At 57.3% G+C, this 24,612-nt stretch carries 28 protein-coding genes; 8 read left to right on the plus strand and 20 right to left on the minus strand.

All coding sequences use genetic code 11. The features are described from left to right. Positions 1-100: 100 nt before the first annotated feature. The 4 genes from EL26_RS11515 to EL26_RS11530 form a co-directional block, all read right to left on the minus strand. On the minus strand, positions 101-826 hold the full coding sequence (locus EL26_RS11515; RefSeq protein ID WP_038088569.1) for an HAD family hydrolase: 726 nt from the start codon (positions 824-826) through the stop codon (positions 101-103). Positions 827-869: 43 nt separating this feature from the next. Further along, complete coding sequence (gene trmL / locus EL26_RS11520; RefSeq protein ID WP_038088572.1) at positions 870-1,328, minus strand: tRNA (uridine(34)/cytosine(34)/5-carboxymethylaminomethyluridine(34)-2'-O)-methyltransferase TrmL; 459 nt, start codon at positions 1,326-1,328, stop codon at positions 870-872. Positions 1,329-1,485: 157 nt separating this feature from the next. Next, positions 1,486-2,310 carry an HD-GYP domain-containing protein gene (locus tag EL26_RS26455; RefSeq protein ID WP_152559251.1) on the minus strand — a complete coding sequence of 275 codons (825 nt, stop codon included), beginning with the start codon at positions 2,308-2,310 and terminating at the stop codon, positions 1,486-1,488. Positions 2,311-2,421: 111 nt separating this feature from the next. Further along, positions 2,422-3,405, minus strand: a complete 984-nt coding sequence (locus EL26_RS11530; protein WP_038088575.1) for an amidase domain-containing protein — start codon at positions 3,403-3,405, stop codon at positions 2,422-2,424. 188 nt (positions 3,406-3,593) lie between these two features. Here EL26_RS11530 and EL26_RS11535 point away from each other — a divergent pair, with 188 nt between their 5' ends. The 5 genes from EL26_RS11535 (at position 3,594) to EL26_RS11555 (ending at position 10,283) form a co-directional block, all read left to right on the plus strand. Next, positions 3,594-4,340, plus strand: coding sequence for an IclR family transcriptional regulator (locus EL26_RS11535; RefSeq protein WP_038088579.1), 747 nt, complete (start codon positions 3,594-3,596; stop codon positions 4,338-4,340). Between the two features lie 99 nt (positions 4,341-4,439). Further along, the gene (locus EL26_RS11540) at positions 4,440-6,374 is read left to right on the plus strand and encodes an aconitate hydratase (RefSeq protein WP_038088582.1); all 1,935 of its coding nucleotides are present in this window, start codon (positions 4,440-4,442) and stop codon (positions 6,372-6,374) included. 119 nt (positions 6,375-6,493) lie between these two features. Next, positions 6,494-7,573, plus strand: a complete 1,080-nt coding sequence (locus EL26_RS11545) for an isocitrate/isopropylmalate family dehydrogenase (protein ID WP_038088585.1) — start codon at positions 6,494-6,496, stop codon at positions 7,571-7,573. 105 nt (positions 7,574-7,678) lie between these two features. Further along, on the plus strand, positions 7,679-8,791 hold the full coding sequence (locus tag EL26_RS11550; RefSeq protein ID WP_038088587.1) for an aminopeptidase: 1,113 nt from the start codon (positions 7,679-7,681) through the stop codon (positions 8,789-8,791). A 58-nt stretch (positions 8,792-8,849) separates the two neighbouring features. Continuing rightward, complete coding sequence (locus EL26_RS11555; RefSeq protein WP_038088590.1) at positions 8,850-10,283, plus strand: CotS family spore coat protein; 1,434 nt, start codon at positions 8,850-8,852, stop codon at positions 10,281-10,283. 23 nt (positions 10,284-10,306) lie between these two features. On the opposite strand, the gene EL26_RS11560 is transcribed toward EL26_RS11555, so the two are convergent. The 8 genes from EL26_RS11560 to EL26_RS11595 all read right to left on the minus strand — a co-directional run bounded on the left by EL26_RS11560 (position 10,307) and on the right by EL26_RS11595 (position 16,819). Then, positions 10,307-11,077, minus strand: a complete 771-nt coding sequence (locus tag EL26_RS11560) for an SDR family NAD(P)-dependent oxidoreductase (RefSeq protein ID WP_038088592.1) — start codon at positions 11,075-11,077, stop codon at positions 10,307-10,309. 15 nt (positions 11,078-11,092) lie between these two features. Beyond that, complete coding sequence (locus tag EL26_RS11565; RefSeq protein ID WP_038088593.1) at positions 11,093-11,566, minus strand: 2-thiouracil desulfurase family protein; 474 nt, start codon at positions 11,564-11,566, stop codon at positions 11,093-11,095. A 13-nt stretch (positions 11,567-11,579) separates the two neighbouring features. Continuing rightward, the gene (queG, locus tag EL26_RS11570) at positions 11,580-12,710 is read right to left on the minus strand and encodes a tRNA epoxyqueuosine(34) reductase QueG (RefSeq protein ID WP_038088596.1); all 1,131 of its coding nucleotides are present in this window, start codon (positions 12,708-12,710) and stop codon (positions 11,580-11,582) included. A 15-nt stretch (positions 12,711-12,725) separates the two neighbouring features. Next, complete coding sequence (gene rnhA / locus EL26_RS11575; protein WP_081857150.1) at positions 12,726-13,157, minus strand: ribonuclease HI; 432 nt, start codon at positions 13,155-13,157, stop codon at positions 12,726-12,728. Between the two features lie 8 nt (positions 13,158-13,165). Continuing rightward, a complete protein-coding gene (locus EL26_RS11580) occupies positions 13,166-13,759 on the minus strand; it encodes a TetR/AcrR family transcriptional regulator (RefSeq protein ID WP_038088601.1) in 594 nt (197 codons plus the stop codon). Beyond that, on the minus strand, positions 13,760-14,920 hold the full coding sequence (locus EL26_RS11585; RefSeq protein ID WP_038088605.1) for a YhgE/Pip domain-containing protein: 1,161 nt from the start codon (positions 14,918-14,920) through the stop codon (positions 13,760-13,762). It abuts the gene before it with no gap. 158 nt (positions 14,921-15,078) lie between these two features. Continuing rightward, positions 15,079-15,915 carry an ABC transporter permease subunit gene (locus EL26_RS11590; protein ID WP_038088609.1) on the minus strand — a complete coding sequence of 279 codons (837 nt, stop codon included), beginning with the start codon at positions 15,913-15,915 and terminating at the stop codon, positions 15,079-15,081. Beyond that, positions 15,908-16,819, minus strand: a complete 912-nt coding sequence (locus tag EL26_RS11595) for an ABC transporter ATP-binding protein (protein ID WP_038088611.1) — start codon at positions 16,817-16,819, stop codon at positions 15,908-15,910. The genes EL26_RS11590 and EL26_RS11595 overlap by 8 nt, the downstream gene beginning before the upstream one ends. 135 nt (positions 16,820-16,954) lie before the next feature. Here EL26_RS11595 and EL26_RS11600 point away from each other — a divergent pair, with 135 nt between their 5' ends. Next, positions 16,955-17,668 (plus strand): YhcN/YlaJ family sporulation lipoprotein, encoded by a 714-nt coding sequence (locus tag EL26_RS11600; RefSeq protein ID WP_038088613.1) that lies wholly within the window; start codon positions 16,955-16,957, stop codon positions 17,666-17,668. A 192-nt stretch (positions 17,669-17,860) separates the two neighbouring features. On the opposite strand, the gene EL26_RS11605 is transcribed toward EL26_RS11600, so the two are convergent. The 4 genes from EL26_RS11605 to EL26_RS11620 form a co-directional block, all read right to left on the minus strand. Continuing rightward, on the minus strand, positions 17,861-18,229 hold the full coding sequence (locus tag EL26_RS11605) for a phage holin, LLH family (protein WP_038088617.1): 369 nt from the start codon (positions 18,227-18,229) through the stop codon (positions 17,861-17,863). A 7-nt stretch (positions 18,230-18,236) separates the two neighbouring features. Beyond that, complete coding sequence (locus EL26_RS11610; RefSeq protein ID WP_038088620.1) at positions 18,237-19,016, minus strand: N-acetylmuramoyl-L-alanine amidase; 780 nt, start codon at positions 19,014-19,016, stop codon at positions 18,237-18,239. Positions 19,017-19,141: 125 nt separating this feature from the next. Beyond that, positions 19,142-19,711, minus strand: a complete 570-nt coding sequence (locus EL26_RS11615) for an N-acetylmuramoyl-L-alanine amidase family protein (protein ID WP_038088623.1) — start codon at positions 19,709-19,711, stop codon at positions 19,142-19,144. A 195-nt stretch (positions 19,712-19,906) separates the two neighbouring features. Continuing rightward, complete coding sequence (locus EL26_RS11620) at positions 19,907-20,506, minus strand: DUF2140 family protein (RefSeq protein ID WP_161780714.1); 600 nt, start codon at positions 20,504-20,506, stop codon at positions 19,907-19,909. Positions 20,507-20,619: 113 nt separating this feature from the next. Here EL26_RS11620 and EL26_RS11625 point away from each other — a divergent pair, with 113 nt between their 5' ends. Next, positions 20,620-20,961, plus strand: a complete 342-nt coding sequence (locus EL26_RS11625) for a DUF2614 family zinc ribbon-containing protein (protein ID WP_052036278.1) — start codon at positions 20,620-20,622, stop codon at positions 20,959-20,961. A 53-nt stretch (positions 20,962-21,014) separates the two neighbouring features. Here the strand turns inward: EL26_RS11625 and nth are convergent, their stop codons facing one another. The 3 genes from nth to EL26_RS25810 all read right to left on the minus strand — a co-directional run bounded on the left by nth (position 21,015) and on the right by EL26_RS25810 (position 23,399). Further along, positions 21,015-21,704, minus strand: coding sequence for an endonuclease III (nth, locus tag EL26_RS11630; RefSeq protein WP_052036279.1), 690 nt, complete (start codon positions 21,702-21,704; stop codon positions 21,015-21,017). Beyond that, complete coding sequence (locus EL26_RS11635; RefSeq protein ID WP_038088629.1) at positions 21,701-23,134, minus strand: bifunctional metallophosphatase/5'-nucleotidase; 1,434 nt, start codon at positions 23,132-23,134, stop codon at positions 21,701-21,703. Before EL26_RS11635 ends, nth begins: the two co-directional genes overlap by 4 nt. A gap of 94 nt (positions 23,135-23,228) precedes the next feature. After that, positions 23,229-23,399 carry a hypothetical protein gene (locus tag EL26_RS25810; protein ID WP_162835161.1) on the minus strand — a complete coding sequence of 57 codons (171 nt, stop codon included), beginning with the start codon at positions 23,397-23,399 and terminating at the stop codon, positions 23,229-23,231. A 124-nt stretch (positions 23,400-23,523) separates the two neighbouring features. Here EL26_RS25810 and EL26_RS11640 point away from each other — a divergent pair, with 124 nt between their 5' ends. Continuing rightward, a complete protein-coding gene (locus tag EL26_RS11640) occupies positions 23,524-24,366 on the plus strand; it encodes a cupin domain-containing protein (RefSeq protein ID WP_038088631.1) in 843 nt (280 codons plus the stop codon). Between the two features lie 76 nt (positions 24,367-24,442). Here the strand turns inward: EL26_RS11640 and EL26_RS25505 are convergent, their stop codons facing one another. Then, on the minus strand, positions 24,443-24,607 hold the full coding sequence (locus EL26_RS25505; protein WP_161780715.1) for a hypothetical protein: 165 nt from the start codon (positions 24,605-24,607) through the stop codon (positions 24,443-24,445). Positions 24,608-24,612: the final 5 nt, after the last annotated feature.

Genomic DNA, 24,612 nt, shown 5'->3' on the forward strand with positions numbered 1-24,612 from the left:
TCTTTCAGTTAGAAGTTAATTAAAAAGGTCCCTTTACCCGATCATTATTAACTCACTTAATTCATTGTATACCTCAGTAGAGTTCCGTAGACCGAACTTTTTATGACTTCACGTGCGGCAATTCGTCACGTACAAACATCAAAAGGTCAGCAAGCGTCCCCTTGTGGGTAAACGGCAGTTGTTTTTCCCCTTCCTTGAGGCAATCGGTGACCAAGTACGTTTGCATGCCAAGAGTGCCTGCGATCAGATCCTCGAAGGCATCGTTCCCGATCATCATACAGTTTTCGGGGGACACTCCGAGTTTCTGTACGATCTCCGCATAGTAATTTGGATTCGGTTTGCAGAAATGGCTGTTCTCGTACGTGGTGACAAATTCAAAGGGGATGTCTTGGACGTTCGCCCAGCGCATGCGGTGCTCCGTCGCCGCGCGCGGGAACAGCGGGTTGGTCGCCAAGACGACGCGGTAGCCTTTTGCCACCGCCGCTTCGCAGATCTCGCGAGCGAGGGCGTTCGGCTGAGACAGTTCGATCAACTCGCCAAACTCGCCGGCATAGAAATCTTCCACGACCGGCCAGAAGTCCTCTTCCAAACCGCCGACCGCTGCTACGAAATGCTGCTTAAACGCTTGCTCGTTGGTCAATTCCGGGTCGTTGTTGCGCACCATGTGTTCCGTCGATTTCATCAATTGTGCCAAAAACGTTTCCGGCGGTAGCAGATGCGCCACGTGCGGCACGAGCTTTTTGAAATAGCCGCGCGTGAAATGATCGTTGTCCATCGGAAGCAGAGTGCCGTCCAAGTCGAACAACAGCGTGTTGAGAGTTTGCATGGAATTCGCCTCTTTCTCGATCGGAATCGATTTGGGTCGGAGCTTAGATCAAATTCGGGAACCCTTGTTGGCGCAGCGCTTCATACACCACAATCGCCACGGAGTTCGAGAGGTTGAGCGAACGGGCGTCCGGCAAGAGCGGGATGCGAATCGCCGTCTCCAGATTAGCTTTTACCAACTCTTCGGGCAGGCCTTTGGTTTCCTTGCCAAACACGAAGAAGTCATCAGGACCGTATGTAAAATCCGTATAGGATTTCTCCGCTTTTGTCGTCGCATAAAAAAAGCGTCCTTGCGGGTACTTCGCGCGCAGCTCCTCAAAGCTGTCGTGATAATGCAGATCCAACAGGTGCCAATAATCGAGCCCCGCCCGCTTCAACTGTTTGTCGTCGACCGAAAAACCGAGCGGACGCACCAGATGCAGCGTGATTCCGGTACAAGAGCAGGTGCGGGAAATGTTGCCGGTGTTTGCCGGGATCTCCGGTTCAACCAAAACGATGTGCATGGCGACGTCCTCCTTTTTCAAAAACCTTACCAAAAACCGATTGAAAAAAGTAATGCTCTAAGTCTCTAGCATACAAAAAGGAACAGCCTGCCGCAACTAGACAGGTTGTTCCTCGAATATTCCCACAACTGTATGATCTTGCACTTTTCCTACTTTCCTAGGAAATATGCTTGAGCTTTTGCAGCTGCACCGTTTCGTAATCGAGTATCTTCGCTTCTTCTTGGACGCGGAGCAAATCATCTGTGTCCAAACGCAGGAACGCCTCGACACACTCGCGGCAAAATTGTGTGTCAACATGGCGGGCGATCTCTTCGCGGGCGTGCTCGATCGACTGCGCCTTGCGGTACGGCCGGTCGGACGTGATCGCGTCAAACGTGTCCGCGACGGCGAAGATGCGGGCGAGCAGCGGAATCTCCTCGCCAACGAGCTTGTGCGGATACCCGCGGCCGTCCATCCGCTCATGATGGTGCAGCACCACATCGGTGCCTTCCTTCAGAAAGTCGATGTTCTTGACCATCAGATAGCCCATCTGCGGATGTTCGCGCATGATCGTCCATTCGTCGTCTGTCAGCGCTCCCGGTTTCTTGAGGATCGCATCGGGGACGGCGATCTTGCCGATGTCGTGCAAGAGAGCGCCCCATTCGAGCTGTTGCAAGAGGCGATGTTGAAGTCCCATCTCACGGCCGATCAGGACCGAGTAGCGAACGACGCGCTTGCTGTGCCCGTTCGTTTCGTCATCCTTCGCCGCGACTGCGTTCGCCAACGATTCCAGCGACGTATGGTACGAGCGGACGATCCGACGGTTGTTTTCCCGCGAACGATGCAGCACCAGCCCGAAGATCATGCCCAAAAGTCCGAACACGATCAATTCGAAGATGAAGAGCGTTCCGCGAGCGGTTCCATTGATGAAGATATCTGCAGTTTCCACCAGTGCCCCGACCCAAAAGCCGACGCTTCCATACATCCACCTGGAGGCGAACACAAGAGACCCTCCCCTCTATTGATGAGTGTAACTCACTTCGGAATTTCCACTTTTTACATTCGACATCTGTGTCAAAAACCCTCTATAACTTTTGTCTAGATTGTCCGCACGCTAAAACTGATCCGCGATATGGAAGAACGCATATCTCGTGCGCGGCGTCCACGCGTACGAATCGCGGTACGTCCAGAAACGGCGGTGCGACGCCACTGTGTGCGCGTTGACGTACGGCTGACCCGCATAATCGAAATCGGTCACGACGGTGTTGTGCTGCCAGCGGCCGTCTCCGTCCCAGTCGTAGCAAATCACGTCGCCGATCTTCAATTGACGGGGATCGCCGACTTCTTGAGCGTGCAAGATGCGCGACAGAGCGAGTTTCAGCGAATGCGCCACCGCCCACGAGTAACTCCAATTGTGTGTCCGCACATCGTACCACCAGCCGTTCGACCGCGAGCCTCCGGTCACGAGCGGCATGCCGCCCGCGTAGAGCACTTGCGAAATGAAGTTCGTGCAGTCGTTGCCCTTCATTTCTTTGAAAACAGGATTGAACTTGTTCCACCAGAGTTCGGCATATCGAAACGCCCGCACGCGGTCGTACCGTCCGCGCAAAGAGCGTTCCGGAAACTCCGGCGCATCGGACAAAGCGTCCACCGACGCCAGCGCAGCGCCCGCCTCTTCTTCTTCCGGGCGGAAGTTCGCGGAGCTCCCTTCGCGGATCGTCTCGTCTTGGAGCACGCGCCACTTGCCCCCGAACATCAACAGCGTCATGCGGTGTCTGACCGCTCGTTCTTCGTGTTGAAGTTCACGGCCTTGTTCATAATAAAAACGGACATGTTCCGCAGCGTCGACCACGGCGAGCTCGCCTTCCTTTTGCCAAGAAGCCCCGTGGATTTTTAAGGAGGTTTTCGCTTTGCGAAACTTCACGCCTTCGCGCTCGGCGGACGCGTCGCGCATCAAGCGCACTTCTTGCCACGAGTGGCAATCCGCCGGCGTGCCCGCCAAGAAATGCAACAGCGTCTCTTCATCGCCGGTCAGCCATGCCCGGTTTTTTTCCCGAAAAAACGCTTCCACTGTTTGGAACCATTCCCGTTGCACCATCTACGACTCCCCCTCCCTCCTGCTCGTTCTACATGTTATATGCGGGGCAGAAGTCCATTTTGCTCGGAATTTGAATCATTTTTGACAAAAGGGTTCCCATGCGTTAGAGACGCGTGATATACTATGTAATGAAACAGGGTTTCACCGTACGAAACACTAAGAAAGACCTCCGAAGGGAGTTGAGGGTTGTGGCTGAACAGGAAAAAGGCACGGTGCGCGCCGTCGAGCGAGCGCTGGACATCTTGCTGTGCTTCGCCGGCAGCGATGCGGAACTCGGGCTTTCCGACATTTCGAAGCGCCTCGGGTTGCATAAGAGCACAGTGCACCGATTGTTGGCCTCCCTCGAAAGCAAGGGGTTCATTCGTCGGCACAGTTCGACCGAGAAGTACCGCTTGGGTTGGAGCATTCTCGAATTGGTCAGCAACGTCTACCAATCGGATGCGCTCTCTTCGATCGTTCTGCCGGAGATGACGCGTCTGCGCGATCAGATCGGCGAGACGATTTCGCTCTATGTCCGCTCGGGAACGGAACGCATCCGCATCCAAGCGGTGGAGAGCAACCAACCGGTGCGACGCGTGGCGAATATCGGCATGCGCTTGCCCTTGCATGTCGGAGCGTCCGGCAAAGTCTTGCTCGCGTTCTCCAAGGACTCGTACGAAGAACTGGTGCGCGATTGCTGTCCGAACGACATCAACCGCATGGAGTTCTTGCAGAGTTTGGTCACCACGCGATCCCAAGGATACGCGATCTCCATTGAAGAGCGCGAACCGGGTGCAGCAGCGGTTGCGGCGCCGATTTTCTCCCGCCAAGGAGATGTCATCGCAGCGCTTTCCGTTTCCGGGCCTGTGGATCGTTTCACCCCTGACATGCTCAATGTACATATTGAAGCGGTCAGGCGTTCGGCGGACATTATGACCAAGATGCTCGCCCACTAGCAGATTATTTCTAGTTTGTTTTTCCTGCACCTCTAACCTTCCTTTTTGGAGAGGCTAGATTGCAGAGACTGATTATAGGTTTCATAGGAGGTTTTTCTGATGGCTAAGAACCTGACTCAGAAAATCATTGAAGCACATCTCGTTTCCGGCGAGATGGTAGCTGGCAAGGAAATCGCAATCCGCATCGACCAAACGCTCACCCAAGACGCGACCGGTACGATGGCATACCTGCAGTTCGAAGCGATGGGCGTTCCGCAAGTAAAAACGGAACTCTCCGTTTCCTACGTTGACCACAACACCCTGCAATCCGGCTTCGAAAACGCGGACGACCACCGCTTCCTGCAAACTGTTGCAGCGAAACACGGCATCCACTTCTCCCGTCCGGGCAACGGCATCTGCCACCAAGTTCACCTGGAGCGTTTCGCGAAGCCGGGCAAAACCCTGCTCGGTTCCGACTCCCACACCCCGACCGCAGGCGGCATGGGCTCGCTGGCAATGGGCGCAGGCGGCTTGGACATCGCAGTTGCAATGGCTGGCGGCGCGTTCTACCTGAACATGCCGAAAGTTGTCAAAGTTGAACTGAAGGGCAAACTCAAGCCGTGGACCGCTGCGAAGGACATCATCCTCGAAGTCCTCCGTCACCTGACCGTTAAGGGCGGCGTGGGCCGCGTCATCGAGTACACCGGCGAAGGCGTTGCATCGCTGTCCGTTCCGGAGCGCGCAACCATCACCAACATGGGTGCTGAACTCGGCGCGACCACCTCGATCTTCCCGTCCGACGAAGCAACCCGCATCTACCTCGAAAAGCAAGGCCGCGGCGAAGACTTCGCTCCGCTGGCTGCTGACGCAGACGCAACCTACGACGAAGAGCTGATCATCGACCTGAACACCCTCGAACCGAACATCGCGCAACCGCACTCCCCGGACAACGTTGTCGCTGTGAAGGAACTCGCTTCCAAGCGCATCCCGGTTCAACAAGTTGCAGTCGGTTCCTGCACCAACTCTTCCTACGTTGACTTGATGCGTCTGGCGGAAGTCCTCAAGGGCCGCACCGTTCACCCGAACGTGTCCCTCGTCGTCTCCCCGGGCTCCAAGCAAGTCTTCGAAATGATCGCGCGCAACGGCGCACTGGCTGACATCCTCGCAGCAGGCGCTCGTCTGCTTGAGTCCGCTTGCGGTCCGTGCATCGGTATGGGTCAAGCACCGTCCTCCGGCGCTGTCTCCGTCCGTTCCTTCAACCGTAACTTCGAAGGCCGTTCCGGCACCGCGGATGCGTCCGTTTACCTCGCATCCGTTGAAACCTGCGCGGCTGCTGCCGTTCTCGGCTACATCGCAGACCCGAACGAACTCGGCGAATTCCCGGCGATCGACCTCCCGGAAAAATACCTCGTCGACGACCGCCTCGTGCTCGCTCCGGCTGAAAACCCGGCTGACGTTGAAGTCGTTCGCGGCCCGAACATCAAGCCGCTTCCGGTGAACACCGCGCTGGCTGACGTCCTGACCGCTCCGGTTTCCCTGAAAGTCGGCGACAACATCACCACCGACCACATCATGCCGGCTGGTGCAAAAGTTCTGCCGCTGCGTTCCAACATCCCGGCGATCTCCGAGCACGTGTACGTGCGCGTTGACCCGCAATTCCCGGCTCGCGCGAAAGAACTCGGCAAGTCCGTGATCATCGGCGGCCACAACTACGGCCAAGGTTCTTCCCGTGAACACGCAGCGCTCGCTCCGATGTACCTCGGCGTAAAAGCTGTCATCGTGAAGTCCTACGCTCGTATCCACCGTGCGAACCTGATCAACTTCGGTCTGCTCCCGCTCACCTTCGTGAACGAGAACGATTACGACACCATCGCGCAAGGCGACGAAATCGCAATCGACAACCTGACCGAACAAATCAAAGCAGGCAACGAGATCACCGTGAAGAACGTAACCAAAGGCACCACCTTCACCGTGACCCACGACCTGACCGGCCGTCAAATCGACATCATCCTCGCCGGCGGTCTGCTCAACTACACCAAACAACAAGCAATCTAATTGTTTGATGGTTTGACCCGGCTTTGCAAACACTAAGGGGGGGCTCATGCTCTCCCCTTCCTTTTGTCCTCCAATTGTTTTTTTACAGTCTTCTTCCGATACTTAGATGAGGTGACACCATGGAAAAGAAAACGATCGTCGTTATGGAAGGCGACCAAACCGGTCAAGAACTGCTCGAAGAGGGCCTGCGCGTCCTCGACCCGTCCGTCACGGGCATTGACGTCGAATTCCTCCGCTTCGACCTGTCGCTGGAAAACCGCCGCGCGACCAAAAACCAAGTCGTGCATGACGCAGCAGCAGCGATGAAAGAACACGGCTTCGGCTACAAAGCAGCCACCATCACCCCGGAAATCGCAGGCGACGTCGGCTCTCCGAACGCAATCCTGCGCAAAGGCATCGACGGCACCGTCATCGTCCGCACCGGCCGCCGCATCCCGGGCATCAACCCGGTTGCAGGCATCAACGCTCCGATCTCCGTCATCCGCATGGCGGTCGACGACGCGTACGGCGCGAAAGAATGGCGTGAAGGCGACGGCCTCGAAGAGTACGCGTACCGCACCGAGAAGATCTCCCGCAAAGTGTGCCGCGGTGTTGCGGAATACGCGTTCCAACAAGCGCAGAAAATGAACGCCAAAGTCTTCGGCGGCCCGAAATACACCGTTTCCCCGGTCTACGAAGGCATGCTCAAAGAAGAAATGGACCAAGCGGCGAAAAAATACGCAGGCGTAAAGTACGACCCGCAACTGATCGACGCAACTTACGCGCTGCTCATGAACACCACCGGCGAACCGCTTGTCATCCCGGCTCTGAACCGCGACGGCGACTGCCTCTCCGACCTCGTGCTGCAAATGTACGGCACGATCGCAGGCTCCGAATCGATCCTGCTCTCGTTTGACGAAAAAACCGGCAACGTGCAAACCGTGATGGCAGAAGCCCCGCACGGCACCGCACCGGGCCTGTTTGGCAAAAACGTCGCCAACCCGATGGCGATGATCCTCGCGGCTGCTTCCATGCTGACTTTCTTCGGCGACAAGGACGCAGACATCGCGGCGCGCGCGATCTACGAATCCACCCTCGAAGCGATCGTAGACGGCACCCGCACGGCTGACCTCGGCGGCTCTTCTTCGACCACCGATTTCACCGACGAAGTCATCCGCCGCATCCGCACCAAACTCGAAGTGTGGAAGTCTCTCGCGTAAACGGAATTTTTTGGTATACTAGAGAAACAGCAGGCTCCGTCCTTGCGGCGGTGCCTGCTGTTTTCTATTTAGATCTCGATCAACGCACGAGGGGGAGCACTAGTTATGGCAGATCCGCGCATTGAACAACTGGCAACAAATTTGATTGAATATTCCTGCTCGCTGCAACCGGGCGAGAAAATTTTGATCGAAGCGTATGACGGAGAGATCGAACTGACCAACGCGCTCGTCCGCAAAGCGTACGCCGTCGGCGGCCTTCCGTTTGTGAAAAACGCCATGGCGCGCACCCAGCGCGAATTGCTCAAAGGGCTGACCGAAGAGCAAGTCCAACTGATGGCTGAAAACGACCAAGCATTCATGGAGCAAATGGACGCGTACGTTTGCGTCGGGTACCTGCACAACACCAATGAAACCAAAGGCATACCCGCTGAGAAGCTGAACCTCCACTCGTCGAAATACCTCGTGCCGGTGCACATGGAGACCCGCGTTAAGAAAAAGTGGGTGATCTGCCGCGTTCCGAACGCATCGATGGCGCAAGCGGCGAACTCGTCGACGGAAGAGTTTGAAGAGTTTTTCTACAACGTTTGCACGCTCGACTACGCCAAGATGTCGCGCGCGATGCAACCGCTCAAGGAACTGATGGACCGCACCGACCGCGTCCGCATCATCTCGCCGGGCACCGACTTGACGTTCTCGATCAAGGACATCAATACGTTGAAAGCGGACGGCAAGCGCAACATCCCGGACGGCGAATGCTTCACCGCCCCGGTCAAAGACTCGGTCAACGGCGTGATTCAATACAACACTCCGTCTCCGAACCGCGGTTTCACCTTCAACAACGTCCGTCTCGTCTTCAAGGACGGCAAGATCGTCGAAGCGACCGCCAACGACACCGAGAAGCTCAATGAAATCTTCGACACCGACGAAGGCGCGCGCTATGTCGGCGAATTCGCGATCGGCTTCAACCCGTACATCCTCGAACCGATGGCAGACATCCTGTTTGACGAGAAGATCGCCGGTTCCCTGCACTTCACGCCGGGCGCCGCGTACGAAGCGGCCGACAACGGCAACCGTTCCGCCGTGCACTGGGATCTCGTCTTGATCCAACGCCCGGAATACGGCGGCGGCGAAATCTGGTTTGACGACGTGCTGATCCGCAAGGACGGCCTGTTCGTGCTGCCGGAACTGGAAGCCCTGAACCCGGAAAACCTGAAATAACTCCCTTGTCACTGCTCTTCCCTCCCCACGCATAGTATGGCAGTGGAGGTGATCTCCTGTGGCAGATGACAACAAAAACACCAGCAAGCCGGGCACCAAACCGGGCGACGTGTTCAAACACTTCTGGGGCGAAATGACCAAACCGCCGAAGTGGATGAAAGACGCGTCCAAACCATCTTCCGGAAAAGGCAAGGATGACGGAAAAAAGAATGAGGCTGGCGCTTCCACGCCCAAGAAGCGTCAGCCTCCTTCTTGGTGGTCTTGGTCCACCTCCGACGGCGTCCCGCAAAAACGCACCCCCTCGAAGAAAACATCCCGCATCGAATCCGCACCCGAACCTGCTCCCGCTCCCGCTCCCTCTACTTCCAAATCCAACGCTCCCAACAAAGCGAAATCCAAGTCCAAATCATCCCCCCGCACACCCGTCGGCCACGGCAAAAGCGATCTCGGTCGCGACCATGACGATTCCCTGAGCACCGTCCATTCGATCATCCGTCGGCACGGATTTTCTCCCGCAGTGCTCAAAGCGTACGGCTTGACGGCGACCAAGTGCGAACCGTTCGGTCCCGTCTTGCGCCTGCGCACCCCCAAAGGCCTGATCGCCCTAAAAAAAACGGAACTGACACCCAAGCAGGTGCAGTTCCTTCATCAGTCGTTTCTCTATTTGGAAGAGCGCAAGTTCACGCGCTTCGCTCCGTTTCTCCTCTCCACCGAAGGCTTGCCGTACGTGCAAGTCGGCGGCGACATGTATTACGCCACGCAATGGGTGCGCGGACAGGAAGTCGATTTCCGTTCGCGGCCCCAATTGGCGTTGACCGCGAGGACGCTTGCCGAGTTTCACGAAGCGTCGCGCGGGTTTGAGCCCAAGGGCTACGCCCCGGCGATGCTCTTCGACCTCGCCGACCGCTTCCAAGACCGCCGCGACGAACTCGTACTCTGGAAAAAGCGCGCCAAAGTGAAAAGCCGTCCCGACCTCCTCGATCAAAAATTCCTCGCGCTCGTCGACCCGTACATCAAACAGTGCGACGAAGCGCTCTCGATCCTCAAGCGCCCCGCCGTCCGGGCGCACTTGCTTCACGAAGAAGACGATCCGCCGCTGTGCCACCTCGACTTGACGCCGTACAACATGGTCTACACCACGAACGGGCAAATCTGCTTGATCGACCTCGATTTCGCCGCGTTCGGCCCGCGCACGCTCGACCTCGCGCATCTGGTGCGCCGCGCGCTGCAACGGGCGGAGTGGGAGGAAGACGTGATGCGGCATGTGTTGGTCAACTACAACGCCGTGCGGCTGTTGACGGTGCAGGAGTATGTCATGCTCTACGCGCTGCTCGTGTTCCCGCATCGGTTCTGGCGGATATCCTACCAGCATTACGAGATCGGGCACGACCCGCACCATCTGGGGTATTACGAGTTGGCGGAAGCGGAAGAAGAGCAACGCCAAGCGTTTTTGAAAAACTTCGGGCAGCAGGTGGAGCGGATGAGGCGGTGACGGGGCTTGGGCGAGGGCGTTTTTTAGAAACCGTACACGCTCATCCCGCCGTCCACCAGCAGAACTTGGCCTGTCACGTAGTTTGACGCGTCCGACGCGAGGAACACAGTCGGGCCGACGAGGTCCGGCAGTTCGCCGACGCGCTTCATCGGCGTGCGGTCGAGGATTTCACCGAGGTATTGCGGATCGTTCAGCAGTTTTTCGGTCAGCGGGGTTTTGAAATACCACGGGCCGATCGCGTTGACGCGGATGCCGTACTGCGCCCACTCCAGAGACAGGATGCGGGTCATGTGCATCAGCGCCGCTTTGCTCGCGCCGTAGACAACGCCGGTGCGCAGTGCCACCGCTCCGCCGACCGACGCGATGTTGATGATTCGCCCGCCTCCGGACTCTTTCATTTCCTTGGCGGCCGCTTGGGACAGCAGGAACGCCGACTTCAAGTTCGTCTGCATGATCGTCTCCCACTCGTCTTCCGTCACATCGAGCGCTTTGGAGCGGATGTTCATGCCCGCGTTGTTGACGAGGATGTCGAGGGAGCCCGCTTGATCGACGACGGAGCGCACGATGCGTTCGACGTCGTCTTTTTTTGTCAGGTCGGCGGTGACCGTGTAGGCGCGGCGGCCGAGCTTGCGGATTTCGGCCGCCACTTCTTCCAAGTCGGATGGTGTGCGGGCAACGATCGCGACGTTGGCACCCGCTTCCGCCAGCCCGATCGCCAACGCACGGCCGATGCCGCGGCCGGCGCCTGTGACGAGCGCGGTTTTGTCGGTCAGATCAAAGGACGGGAGGTACATGGGGCAGGTCTCCTTTTACTTGTCGTCTGGTTTTGCTTTCGGTGGTTCGTACGTTTCTTCCGAGCAGACTTTGATGCCGTTGCGCTCAAGCAGCGCGGCGGTGACGCCGTGGCCGGGGCGCTTGCCCTTGGTGAACGTGCCGTCGTAGATCAGCGCGGAGCCGCACGACGGGCTGCGCTCTTTGAGAATCGCTTCCTTGGCGCCGACGAGCTTCGCCATGCGCAGCGCTTCTTGTGCCCCGCGCACAAATTCTGCGGTCACGTCCGCCCCGCTTTCGGTGAGCACTTTGGCGTTGCCGTCCAACACGTCTTCGCCGGTTCCGCCGACGATTTGCGCGGGCGGACGCGGTGTGGACAAGCCGCCCAACTGCTCCGGACAGACAAAAACAGCCTCACCGTTCTCGACCATCTTCACAAACGGGTCGACAGCGTTGCTTCCGCCGTCATAGCGGCAATGGCACCCGACGAGGCAGGCAGAAATCAGTTTCATTGTAGACATCCTCCTACTCGACCGCCCACGCCATCTCTTGCTTGGCTTCCGGGTGCTCTTCGCGCTCGTAGGCGTTTCTGACAGCGTCACGAGCGGCGTCGGGGTCGATTTTTTTCAGCGCCCATGCGATGGTGCCGCGAATCTCCGGGCGTTCGTCCTTCGCCAAGAGTTCGAGCAGGCGCGGGAGGGCTCGCTTCTCCCGCATGTTGCCAAGCGCGATGATCGCGTTTCGTTGCATCACCTTCGCCCCGCGCCACGCCGCCGCCGAGTTGCCGTACTCGCGGCGGAACTGCTTGTTGGAGAGGTCGAGCAAATGCATCAGGTCGGGGAACGCAAACTCCGGCTCGGGATCAAACTCGACCGTCGTGCCAAACGCCGCTTCCCGGTTTTTCGGGCAGACCACTTGGCAGGTGTCGCAGCCCCACAACCGCCGCCCCAGTTTCGAGCGGTACTCCTCCGGGATCAACCCTTTCATCTGCGTGATGTAAGAGAGGCACTTGCTGGAGTCGGTCATGAACGGGTTGACCAATGCTTTGGTCGGGCAGGCTTTCAAACACAGGTCGGGGCAGTCGCCGCACTGCGGAGGAGGTGACGGAACATTGGGTTCAATGTTCACGTCGGTAACCAATTGCCCGAGAAATACCCACGATCCGTGCTTCTCCGTGATGATCGAGCAGTTTTTGCCGAGCCAGCCGATCCCGCAGCGCTGGGCGACGGCGCGGTCGACGAGCGGGCCGGTGTCGACGGTGTTGTAGATTTCAATCGGGCGGCCGACGAGCTCTTGGAGGCGGGCTCCGAGGAGTTCGAGTTTTTGCTTTAAGACCAGATGGTAGTCCATCCCCCACGCGTAGACCGACATCTGCCCGCGCAGCCCTTCCGGTTTTTTCGCGCCTTGGGTTTGTTCGGTGCGGTAGGCGAGGGCAATCGCGATGATCGACTTGGCGTTCGGCCAGGTCAGGCGCGGGTCGATGCGCTCCTCGATCACCGGATGCTCAAAGCCGGACTCGTGTCCGTGTTCGCGGTACATCTGCAAGTGCTCCATCGTCTCTTGAAACGGGTCGGCGGTCGTCACGCCGATGCCGTCGATGCCGAGTTCTTCGGCGAGGCGCTGGATGGCGGCGTTGTCGATTTCGTAGTGTGTCATCTCGCACCCCTCCTGCTAGCGCGGGACGGCTCCTCGTGCCAGTTCGTCACAGCGTTCGTTCCACTTGTTGCCGGCGTGGCCTTTGACTTTGTGCCACGTGATTTTATGCTGGCGGAAGAGTTTGAGGAGCTCCATCCATTGTTCTTTGTTGGAAACCGGTTCTTTTTTGGAGTTGACCCATCCGTTTTTTTCCCAATTTACATACCATCTTCCCTTGAAGCAGTTGATCACATACGCACTGTCGCTGTACACGTCGACTTTGCACGGGTACTTCAGCAGTTTGAGCGCTTCGATCACCGCTTGCAACTCCATCTGGTTGTTCGTGGTGGTCTTCTCGCCGCCGGAGATTTCCTTCAGGTGCTCCCCGTACATCAGCACCGCGCCCCACCCGCCGGGGCCGGGGTTGCCGGAGCAAGCTCCGTCGGTGTAGATCGTCACTTCTCTCATGATTTCGCTCATTGTGCATCCTCCGTGCGCGCGCCCAATCCCCGCAAGACAAAGCGGGTGCGCTGGGCGATCTCCGTTTCCAAATCGGGCGGCCACGACTCCATCAGCGGCTGGAAGCCGGACGAGTGCAAGGGGTAGATCATCACCGCCATCGTCTGCACCAGCGCATGATCGAGCGAGTCGATGTCAAACAGCCCCTGCTCCGTGGCGGCGCGAATCTCCTCGCGCAACCGCTGCCAAAACGACAGCGTGTGGGGGAGAATCGTTTTCAACCGTTCCGCGCCGAGCATGATCTCCAGCATGAGGATCCGCGTGACTTCCGGGTCCGTCCGCATCGCGATCAGAAACTCCCGAATCAAAAATTTCAGCCGATCGACCGGATTCTCCAACCGCTCCATCACCGCATACCGCATCTCGTCAGGGAAAAAATTCCGCAACACGGCGTCGAGCAATTTCTCCTTGCCCCCAAAATGATAGGAGACAAGGGCCACATTGGCCCCTGCCTCTTCGCAAATTTGGCGAATGCTGGTCGCCGAATATCCTTTTTCGGCAAACAATTTTTTCGCCGCCGCTAGAATTCGGGCTTTTACATCTTCATTCATCTATGCCACAACCTTTGTCTCCGATACGTGTTTGCGCTTGGCGAGCGCACTGTGAACCGCCACCCCGATCATCGAGAGAAGCAGCGTGACCACCGTGATCACCAAGATCTTCTGCACCGCGTCACCCGTGCCGCTTCCGCCGAACAGCGAGTTCATGTACGCAAGCGACGCGTACGTCGCCGGGAACCAATCCCCGATCTGCTGGAACGCGGACGAAAGCAATTCGCGCGGCGTCATCACGCCGGACGTCACCAACTGCAACGACAGCGCGACGATATTCAACATCATGCCCGCTTCTCCAAACAGGAACAAAAACATCTGCGCCGTGGAGACGAACGCAAGCAACGTGAGCAAGAGCAAGCCGAACACTTCCCCGTACCCTTCGACCGGCATCACGCCGAACGCCTTCAACGTCAACACGGAACTGGTCGTGACCACGAGCGTCGCCGCAAGATTAAGCAGTTGGCGGGCTGCAAAGCGTTTCCACGGCGTCGTCTGCTCCCGCAGCGCGGTCGCCGATGCATTCAAGTTCATCGACATCAACATGGCGCCGACGTACGACGCAAGCACCAGCATCATCGGAACCATCTGGTAGGAGAAGTTCGAAATCGGGTTCAGCGCTTGGTATTGACCGTTCACACGGCTCGATACTCCGGCTGCCATCGCCGTCGCTTGCGGCTCGGGGACATGCAGATTTTTCAAAACGCCTTCAACTGCCTGTTTCGTGCTCTCTGTATTCACATTCGCCGTCACGAGGCTCAATACCTGTTGCCCGATGCTTTTCACCAGCTGCGGATTCGATTCGTTGACCAGCACGTCGAGGATGGCTTGCTGTTGGACGTCCTGCACCTTGGCGGTGTAGTCCGCCGGAATGACGATCGCCGCTTTCCAGTCGCGGCTGTTCAGTTTTTCCCGCGCTTCCGTCAGAGACGAGCCTGCTTGCATCTGGAAGGGCAGATTCTTCACCAACTGCTCGGCGACCGTTTGCCCGATTTGCTTGTCTTCGGATACCACTCCGATCTTCAAGTCGTGGATGCGATCAGAGACGCCGTCATACGCGTTCATCCAAACGATGCCAAACGTCAACTGGAAAAACAACAGCAGCACCATGCCGACGATTGTGGTTTTCTGCTGCAAAAAAAGCTTCAACGTGCGTATCATTTCCCGTTCCCCCTTTGATCTCTCGTTCGAAACGAACGTTTAAAACATATGTTTAAAACAACTGTTTAGATTATATTCCGGATTTTTCCTCTGTGTCAACAAAAAAAGAACCGGACGATTTCTCATCTGGTTCTTAGCGCTTGCATCTGAGCAAACGATCAATGGATTTGTTTTTCAAACAGCACGTGCCGTTGGTTCCACTTGGCGATGCGCGAGAGGAAGAACAGGCTCAACAGCAGCACGACGATGCCGAAAATCAACATCGGGAGCGGGCCGAACAGCAGCAGGCCGCTGGCGTTGGAGACGATGAGCAAGACGACGGGGAGCACGACCACGCCGGAGAGGTTCTGCGCGGCTTGGAAGGTCTTCACGCGGGCGGAGATCAAGACGTTGAACAGAATCACGCACAGCGTGATCGTCGGAATCACCCAGAACATCAGCATCAGCCAGTTGGCGTTCGGGATGATCAGCGCGTGGAACGTGTTGTACGTCAAAGCGTCCACGATCACGGCAAACCCGAAGAACGCGCCGAACGACACCGCCAGCGCGGGCAGAAACGCCGACAGCACTTTGCCGACAAACAAATCCAACACCGAGATCGGGGCAAACAGCAAGCTTTCCATCGTCCGCCGCTCCTTCTCCCCGACCATCGAGTTGGCGGCGATCATCGACGTGGTCACCATCGGGATCATCAGGAAAAACGACGGGCACATGAAGTTTAGAATGAAATACACGATCTGCTCGTTGGGCAGCATGTTCGGGTTGACGTTCAAGAGCGCTTGCAGTTGATCGGGCATGTTCGACGTGATCGTATGGTAGAACTTCAAGTTCTTCTCCGTCGTCATGTCCATGCTCTTGCCGAGAAACACGGCGGCAACAGGAAAAATCAAACCGAAAATCAGCGGCAAGATGATCATCGAGATCCAAACTTGCTTGTTCGACGTCATCGAGCGCATGTCTTTGCGGGCGATCGCCCAGACCGCGGCCTTATTCATGCTGCTCCCCCCTCACTTTGAAGTACAGCGCTTCCAAGTCGCGGTTGGTGATCACCGCTTCGTGCACCCACGATTTTTGCAAAATCGCTTGGAGCAACGGCGAGATTCCGTCCTTGTTCGGCAAGCGGAATTCCAACACTTCATCGCCGACGCGGCGCACCGATACGCCGGCGAAGCGGTCGGCATTGATCTGCAACCCCGTCTCGACGCGCAAGACCGTCTCCGTCACATACTTGCTTTCAATCTCGCGGTTCGTGCCCTGCTCGATCACTTTGCCGTACTCCATGAAGATAAACTCGTGGCACACCTCTTGAATCTGATGCAGCACATGCGAGCACAGCAAGATCGTCGTGCCCTCCGTACGGTTCAGTTCGCGGATGTACTTCATGACCAGTTGGATGCCTTCCGGGTCGAGACCGTTGGTCGGCTCGTCGAGGAACAGCAGCTCCGGGCGGTGCAGAAGCGCTTTGGCGAGACCGAGGCGTTTCTTCATCCCGGTCGAGTACGTGCCCGCCAGTTTGTGCATGTGCGCGGTGAGGTCGAACTGCTCCAGCAGTTCGTAGAGGCGCTTCTGGTCGCGCACGCCGTAGAGCTTGGCGAAAAACTCCAAGTTCTGCAAGCCGGTCAATTCGTGGTACATGCCCGCCCCTTCGGTCAAGATCCCGCTCTTGCGGCGGATCGGGTCGCCCTCGACGGCGGGGTTGTGCCCGCCGACGGAAATGCTGCCCGCGTCGGGCAAAATCACGCCGTTGAGCAAGCGGATCATCGTGGTCTTGCCGGAGCCGTTCGGCCCGAGCAAGCCGACGATCTCGCCTCGGCGCACGGTGAAATTCATATCGTCCAGCACTTGCTGTGTGCCGAAACGCTTGGAGACTCCTGAGACTTCGATATAGGGAGAATTCATTGGCAACCTCACCCTTCGAGATTTAGACAATTCTCTAACAATCTAAGACGAGGATATCACAGGATCGGCTGTTACACAAGGGAATTTCGGACACACTATCCCCGAGCCACTCTACTTTCAAAAGGAGGGAGAACGATGGCACTCCTACGCAAGACCGGCATGGCGCTGACGGCGTTGACGTTGGCGGTCGGGTTGACCGGATGCGGCAACCACGCAAACCTTGGGGCTCGTGTGAACAACCTCGACCAACCGAGTGCACGGGATGCCTCGCGCACGAACGTGCAGAGCGCCGGGGTGCAAGTGCGCCAGGACATCGGGCGCAAACTCGATACGATCAACGGCGTCCGCAACTCGACGGTGTTGGTGCAGGGCGGCAACGCGTATGTCGGGATGATCAACATCGGCAAAGAGCATCAGATGGACGCGGCGATGAAATCGGGGGATAACTGGAACGACATGCCGTACGGGACACAGCAAAACCCGAAATCGGCAGCCGGGATGACGGTGCAGCAGATGCAGGCGGAGGGTCTCGACCCGGCGCATACGCATGACGGGCCGTACAGCACGATGAGCGGCAATATCGACGACGCGACGAAGAAAAAAGTCGATGCCATCGTGCGTGCCAACGTCAAGGGCGTACGCAATGTCTACCTCACAGGCAATGTGGATCACGTGCAAAAATTGAGCGGGTACAAACACTACATCTCGCGTGGCGGCAACATGAAGGCGCACCTGCAAGAGTTTAACCAATTCATCCGGCAATCATTTGGCACGAGCACGCCCGAGCAACAAAACCAACAGCTGCAAAACAACGCCCGCATCTCCCCCTCCCAACCCCGATACCCATAAAAAAGAGCGGCACCCCTCCTCCGGGCGTGCCGCTTCTCCATGCATTCGTCCAAAAACCAAAGTACACTCACACATCCGCAAACCCTCAGGAAAGGGCTCGCGAGACTTCACCTCCAACAAGCCCCCAGGGAGAGGCTCACTGGCTTTCACATCGAGCAAACCCGCAGGGAAAGGCTCGCTCCTTACATAAACTTACGCGACTTGTTCGGTGCCGCCGGGCTGTTGTTGCACTTGGAACTCCGACCAAGCCTTCTCGATCACGGCGCGAACTTCGGGGTACGTGACGTGGATGCCGTGGAAATCCGCACGGTCGAGGACGTACTTGACCGCCTCATTAAGTTTCCCCGGCCCGTCAAACGTCGCAAACACGCGCTCGGCATAGTGGAACGCTTCGTTCCCCACCATCCGCAACCATTCCCGCTGTTGCGTCGTGCTGTGCTTCGTGTAATACTCCACCGCTTGCGCCTTCCACTTCTGCAACAACCCAATCGCCACAAACACCGCAATCTGCAACAGCAGCAACAGCGCATCATGCACCACGGTGTTCAACTGCAAATCCATCCTCTCCTCACCCCACCTTCGTCACGTTGACCGTCTGCGTCGAGCCGTCCCATTGCACCGAACAGCCGAGCAGTTCGGCGATCTCCCGCACCGGCACGTACGTCCGGCCGTCGATCAAGCGCCCCAATTCATGCAACGGCTTCCCGTCGAGCAACACGTGCACCGTTTCCGGCTCCAACGCAGTTGCCGGTTCCGCAGAACCCGCAACTTTCGGCTCGACATACACCGCACCGAGAATCCGGCACAGCGCTTTCGCCGCGCCCTCGGCTTGCAGGCGCAGAAACGCTTCACTCGCCAGTTTCTCTTCTTCCGCCGGACACGTGATAAACCCGCCCTCGATCAACACCGCGTCCATCATCGTGTCCCGCAGGACTTGAAAATCCCCGAAGTACACGCCGCGGTTCTTCTGCCCGCTGCTTGCCGCGATGCTTTGCGCGATCAACTCGGCCTTGTGATAGCAGGGCTTGTCCTTCTGCGACGGGTGAATCCACGCCGCCACCCCGAACACATCAGGGTTGCTCCCCGCGTCATAGTGCCACGACACGAACAGATCGGCCGCATACGTGTTCGCCAGCATCGCCCGCGCTTTCAAATCCACGCCGACCGCGACATCCGGCACGCGCTCCGTATCGGTTTCGCGGGTCATCAACACCCGCACGCCCGAGCGCACCAGCGCATCGCGCAACAACAGCGAGACGCGCAAATTCACATCACTTTCCCGAAGATTCTGACCAAGAGCGCCAGAATCGCGCCCGCCATGACCCGGGTCCAGCACCAACAATGCCATGTTCAAACTTCCTCCTTCAATTGTTCTGACTTCAATTCTTCTGACTTTCCATCACCCACTCACTTACTTCCGTGCACAAACGTACTCGTTTCAGGGACAAGATTGCCCACGTAGTTAGAAAAAAATTATCTCGGCTGCAACGGCAGCATCTGTTTCAACACATAGAGGATGCCTTCAGCGGCTCCTTGCGCTTGCAATTTCTGAAACTGCGGATTCACACAATCGGCCAATTCCTCCGGATGCGAGAGAAACCCGCCCTTGATCAACACGGACGGTGCCTCCACCGCGTTCAACACTTTATCCCGCATCTGGAACACGCCCAACGAGATTTGGTTGGTCACGCCCGAGATGCGTTCGCCCAACTGCTCAAAGATCATCATCTGCCACGGATCGGTGCAACGGCTCTCCACCCACAGGGAAAGCCCGCGCACGGTGGGGTCTTCCAGATAATCACAATGCCAAGACACGAACAGATCCGCTTGCTGCGCGTTGGCAAATTCGATTCGGCGCAACGCCGACATCTCCACGTCCTCCTCGCGGGTCATCAGCGCCCGCACGCCTTCCGCCTCCAGCAAGTCCCGCACTTGCAAACAGACAGCGAGGTTGACGTCCTTCTCTACAATGGCTCCCGAGCCAAACCCGTTCTCCCAGCCGCCATGACCGGGGTCGAGTACTACGCGTGGTCTTACGATCAAAACAATTGCCTCCCTTTGTCCCTTGACTGTCTCTTACATAAGAATGGATCAAAAAAAGACGCCATGCCGCTCCACCGATCCCCTGGTGACTGACATGACGTCTGTATGTCTTGGAGTTTCGGTACCCCAAGAATAGCACATATGTTCGCATTACGCAAGAACGTTTGTTCGCATTTGTTCGTGTTTGTTCGCACCTCAGTCGAGCAGAATTTCCATCTGAATCTTGCCGCCCGACGTGTCGATGTTCTTCACCCGATAGACAGGTCCGCCGCCGCTCTTCTCCGAAAGCTTGACGTCCAGCAGATGCTGCTCCGGCTGGATGTGCACCCACTGCGGCCACGGCATGCCTTCCAGCACGCCGAACAGCGTCTTGAGCGGAATCGACCAATCACCGATCTTCGACTCTTCCGCCACCAAGCGCACGTCGCCGTTCGGTTGCACTTCCGGCTTCATCCAGATGCGTATGTCCATCACGCGGCCGAAAAACGTCAGCTTCGAATCCACGCGCAGCAACTTCTGATCAAACCCGAGCTGCACCCCTTGGAGCGGCGTTTCTTTCTGTTGCAGCTGGCGGTCGACAAATTGGTTGATCGACGCCAGCGGCACCGTCGCTTGAATCGGAATGCCGCCGGCGGGCGGCGGACCGTTTGTGAGCCCTTTCGACTCCGAAACTCCCGGAGACGTAATCGAAAACCAGAAGTACATCGCGGCGGCGAGCACCGCCAGCACCAGCGCCGTCAGCACCCAAAACGCCGTCCGCCAAGGATTTGTACGTAGTGCTTCACTTACTCGCAACGCGATGGGAACCGCCTCCTTTCCCCTGTCTGAAAAGTCTCTCCTATTGGACAATCGGGAGAGAATCGGGTAGCATGTGTAGAGAATCGTTCGAATAGAAAGGATGGTTCACGTTGAGACTGAACCGTTTGCGCACCGTAGCGCTCGCGCTTATCTTTGCGGCATTTTTCATCATGTACTTAGGCGTGTTCTCCGCTGCGATCCTCCCCTTCGCGCTGGTGATCGGGACGATCATGATCTTGGTGAGCGTGTTCATCTACTTCCGCGTCGGCGCCATGTCGATGAAGATCCCGACGCTGGAGTGCCCGAACTGCCATCGCATGACGAAAGTGATGGGGATGGAGGACGGGTGCATGTACTGCAACACTCCGATCCGCATCGAAATGGACGACGAAGAGAACCTCTTCGCTGTCCAGAACGGCGAAGTGCCGGTCAAGAAAACCGCCCGCCGCTGAACGGGGGAGACAACTCCCCCTCCACTATGTATACGAAAAAAGACCGGGTCTATTCAGACGCCGGTCTTTTTTCTCGTCCCCGCGCGCCCCAACCCTCGATAGTGTCGGCAAAACTCCGTCAACGCACACGTTCCGCACTTGGGATTGCGGGCGTCGCACACGCGGCGTCCATGCCAGATCAACCAATGATGCGCATCCGACCACTCGCGTTTCGGAATGCGCTTCGTCAATTGCTGTTCGACGACCAACGGATCGTCTCCGGCGGCCAGTCCGATGCGGTTGGAGACGCGAAGCACATGCGTATCGACCGCCATCGCCGGCACGCCGAACGCGTTGGAGAGCACGACGTTCGCCGTCTTGCGCCCGACACCCGGCAATTGCACCAAATCCTCCATTCGATCCGGCACGTCCCCTCCGTGGCGATCCATCAGCAGGCGGCAGGTTTCCAAGATGTTTTTGGCTTTGTTCTTATAGAGACCGATTTCACGAATCTCTTGCTCCAATTGCGCTTGCGTGAGGCTGCCGAGTTCCTCCGGTCCGGGATACTTCGCAAACAGCGGACCCGTGATCTGGTTGACTTTCTTATCGGTCGCCTGCGCCGAGAGAATCGTCGCGACAAGCAGCTCAAACGGATTGCGAAAATCCAACTCGCAATGCGCGTCCGGATAGCATTCGCGCAGCGTATCGAGAATCTTGCGCGTCGGCACGCGCGGCAGAGCCGGGCGTTTCTTCTCTTCCGTCATGCGCCCACCTCTTCAAAAAACCAGCGGTCCTCGACATACTCCCGATCTCTGCGCCGCACCAATTCCTGCGCCAACAACTCGCGCAAAAACGGCAACTGAAAGCGTGCCGAACGCCCTTGCTTAAACTCTTCAAACACAGGCGAGAAGTACAGATAATCGCAGATCGCAACGCTGTACCACGCGTCCGCTTCAATCGATACCCCGTCGTGCTCGGCGTGCAACTCAAATTGATACGCTCCGACTTCCACGGCGCGAATCCGCAAGCCCGACACCTGCAAGCCGCCGATGTAGTGCCCGCGGAATCCATAGCCCTTGCCGACTTGCTCGAAGTAGCCCGGCAACAGCGATTTGCGCAGAACCGACAGCAACTGCGCTCCCGTGATCTCCACGATGCACGTGAGCGACGGCGAAGGAAAGCATGTCAGCAGATCCTGCTGCGTAAACGGCCCCGGCAACAGTCCGTGGTTGAACATCCCGCCGTTGAGCAACGCGACATCCGCCCCCGACAACGCGCGCATTCCGTCGGTCAACAGATGCGCCAGCGGCGAGTTCCCCAGCAAGCGGTGCCCGATCTCCTCCGGCAACTCCACGACGACTTGGCTCAATTCCTCCGCCGCCCGCTCTTGCCACTCGCTCAGCAAGCCGGTCAAGTCCTCGTCCGGAATCAGCTCGCGGTCGCGGGGAATCGCCCCGCCGCTGACGTTTTGCAGCGTGCGCGTCCCTTCGTCCCATTCGATCTCCACATGGCCGTAGAACGCGCCGTAACAGCCCGCTTGACAAATCCACGTGTTGCCGACCAATTCCGGCTCCGGTGTCACTTGGTGCGTGTGCCCGCCGAGGATCAAATCGATGCCCGGCACTTCCTCGGCGATTTGGCGGTCGGCGCCCAAACCGAGATGAGAAAGCAACACGATCAGATCGGCGCCCTGTGCTTGAATCTCCGGCAGCAAGCGTTCAAACGTCGCGCGCGGATGTTCGGCAAACACTCCGTGCATGTTGTAAAAATCAGAAAACGCAACCGTGACGCCAAACACCGCTACCCGCAATCCGCCGCGCTCAAACACCAGATACGGATCAAAAAACGGATACGCCTCGCGCGTTTCTTCATCAAACAAATTCGCAGCCAGCACCGGCGCGCCCGATTCACGCACCAAGTCCGGCCACGAGGTTTTCGGCAAGATCAAACCTTCGTTGTTGCCAAACACCCAGGCGTCATAACCCACCGCCCGCAGCAGCGCGGCGTTGGTGCGGCCGAGCGTCCCTTCCGTCTCCATGCGTTTGCGGTCGGCGTGGTCGCCGATGTCGAACGTGAAAGCGATCTCCTCTTGCGCCGCAACGTCTGCCCGGTGGCGGCGCAGTTGGGTGGCGACTTGCAGATATTCTTCAAAGTGACTGTGCACATCGTTTGTATGGAAAAAGTGGACCTTCACGACGCTTCCCCACTCCCCGCTCCGTTAAATCAACTGCTAGAAATTTGTACCCTCTATCTTACCATAACAAAAAAAGCCGCGCACCTGCGCGGTTTTAGGACTCCGATGAATTGCGCGACCCGTTGTCGTTTTCATCTAGAGACAACGTGGTCACCATCGTCGTATCGCCTTGCGCTTTCTCTTCTTGCGTCGCTTCCCGCTGCAGTTCATCGTCTTCCAGACCGGGTGCGATCGACGGTTCCTCGTGTCGATTATGATCTAACATTGCGGAACACCTCCTCGTTCCTATTATCGTCTGTACGCGAATGCAATATCCGACTCGATTTCGGCAATGATAACAGTGTTCTTCACCGCCACTTAGGATGTTAATTGAGGAAGGGGTTTCCGATATGCCGTTTCTGATTTTGTTTTTGGTATCTTGGGCGGCGTTTTGGAAGTTTGGAGATCTTCGTCAATGGAGAAGACTGCTGCCTGCCGTACTCCTCTCCATGGTGATGAGCTTGACGAGCGATTCGGTCACCGACCATTATCCGTTGTGGACGTATCACGATACGACCGGGTGGATGCCGTATTTGGCGATCCGTCTCATCGACGATTTCGGCGTGTACCCGGTGACCGCCTACTTGTTCTTGCAATACATGCCGTCTCCAAACCGCCAAGTCCGTTACTTTATGACTTGGACGCTTGCCGTCATCCTCTTGGAGACGCTGTTCGTCTTCCAAGGATGGATGGTCCACAAAGATTGGTGGAGCATCGCTTGTTCCTATATCGCCGACTGGTTGATCTTCTTCCTCTTGTACCGATTTACGGTGCTCTTCAACAAATCAGGCTCTCCCGAAGAGCCCTCGCAGTCGAATTCTGCGTCGAACATTGTCGAAGTATTGAAAAAGCACGGGATTGAGATTGATTTTCTTGCGGAATCCGAGACGGCGGAAGTGTTCTTGTTACAAATGCAGCCCGGCACGCAAATTTCGGCGCACACCCACAGCGGGCGCGAAATCAGCGTGCTTTTGCAAGGGCAAGTCGAAGTGTCCGTCGGAGCGGAGCGGAAGGTGTACCGCAGCGGACAAAGCCTCATCATCCAAGGCCAAGTGGTCCACAGCGCCATCAACATCGACAGCCGCGAGCCCGCCTTGGTCTTGTCCATCCTCTTGTCTTCGGGTCTTCGTCAAAAATTGGGGAATCATACGGCTGATCAACTCCTCCTGTCCACCGAACCGTTGCGGCTCTAGAAAAATGACATCGCCTTACATGATATGTGATGACAGTAAAAAGCAGAAGGTCTGGACCTTCTGCTTTGTTTTTTTATTAACCCGCTTTGGGTGCCATCGGAAGCGGCGGATCATCCGCCGCGACTTGGTTGGTACTAGACATCGGAAGCGGATGGTCATCCGCTGCCACCAAAACAGCGCCTGCTGCTGCGATCAGAAGACTGCTCAACACTGCGATCCCCATCCAAACTTTCAGTTTCATCGGAA

Origin of the sequence: Tumebacillus flagellatus (genome assembly GCF_000714935.1) — a bacterium.
Taxonomy (GTDB): domain Bacteria; phylum Bacillota; class Bacilli; order Tumebacillales; family Tumebacillaceae; genus Tumebacillus; species Tumebacillus flagellatus.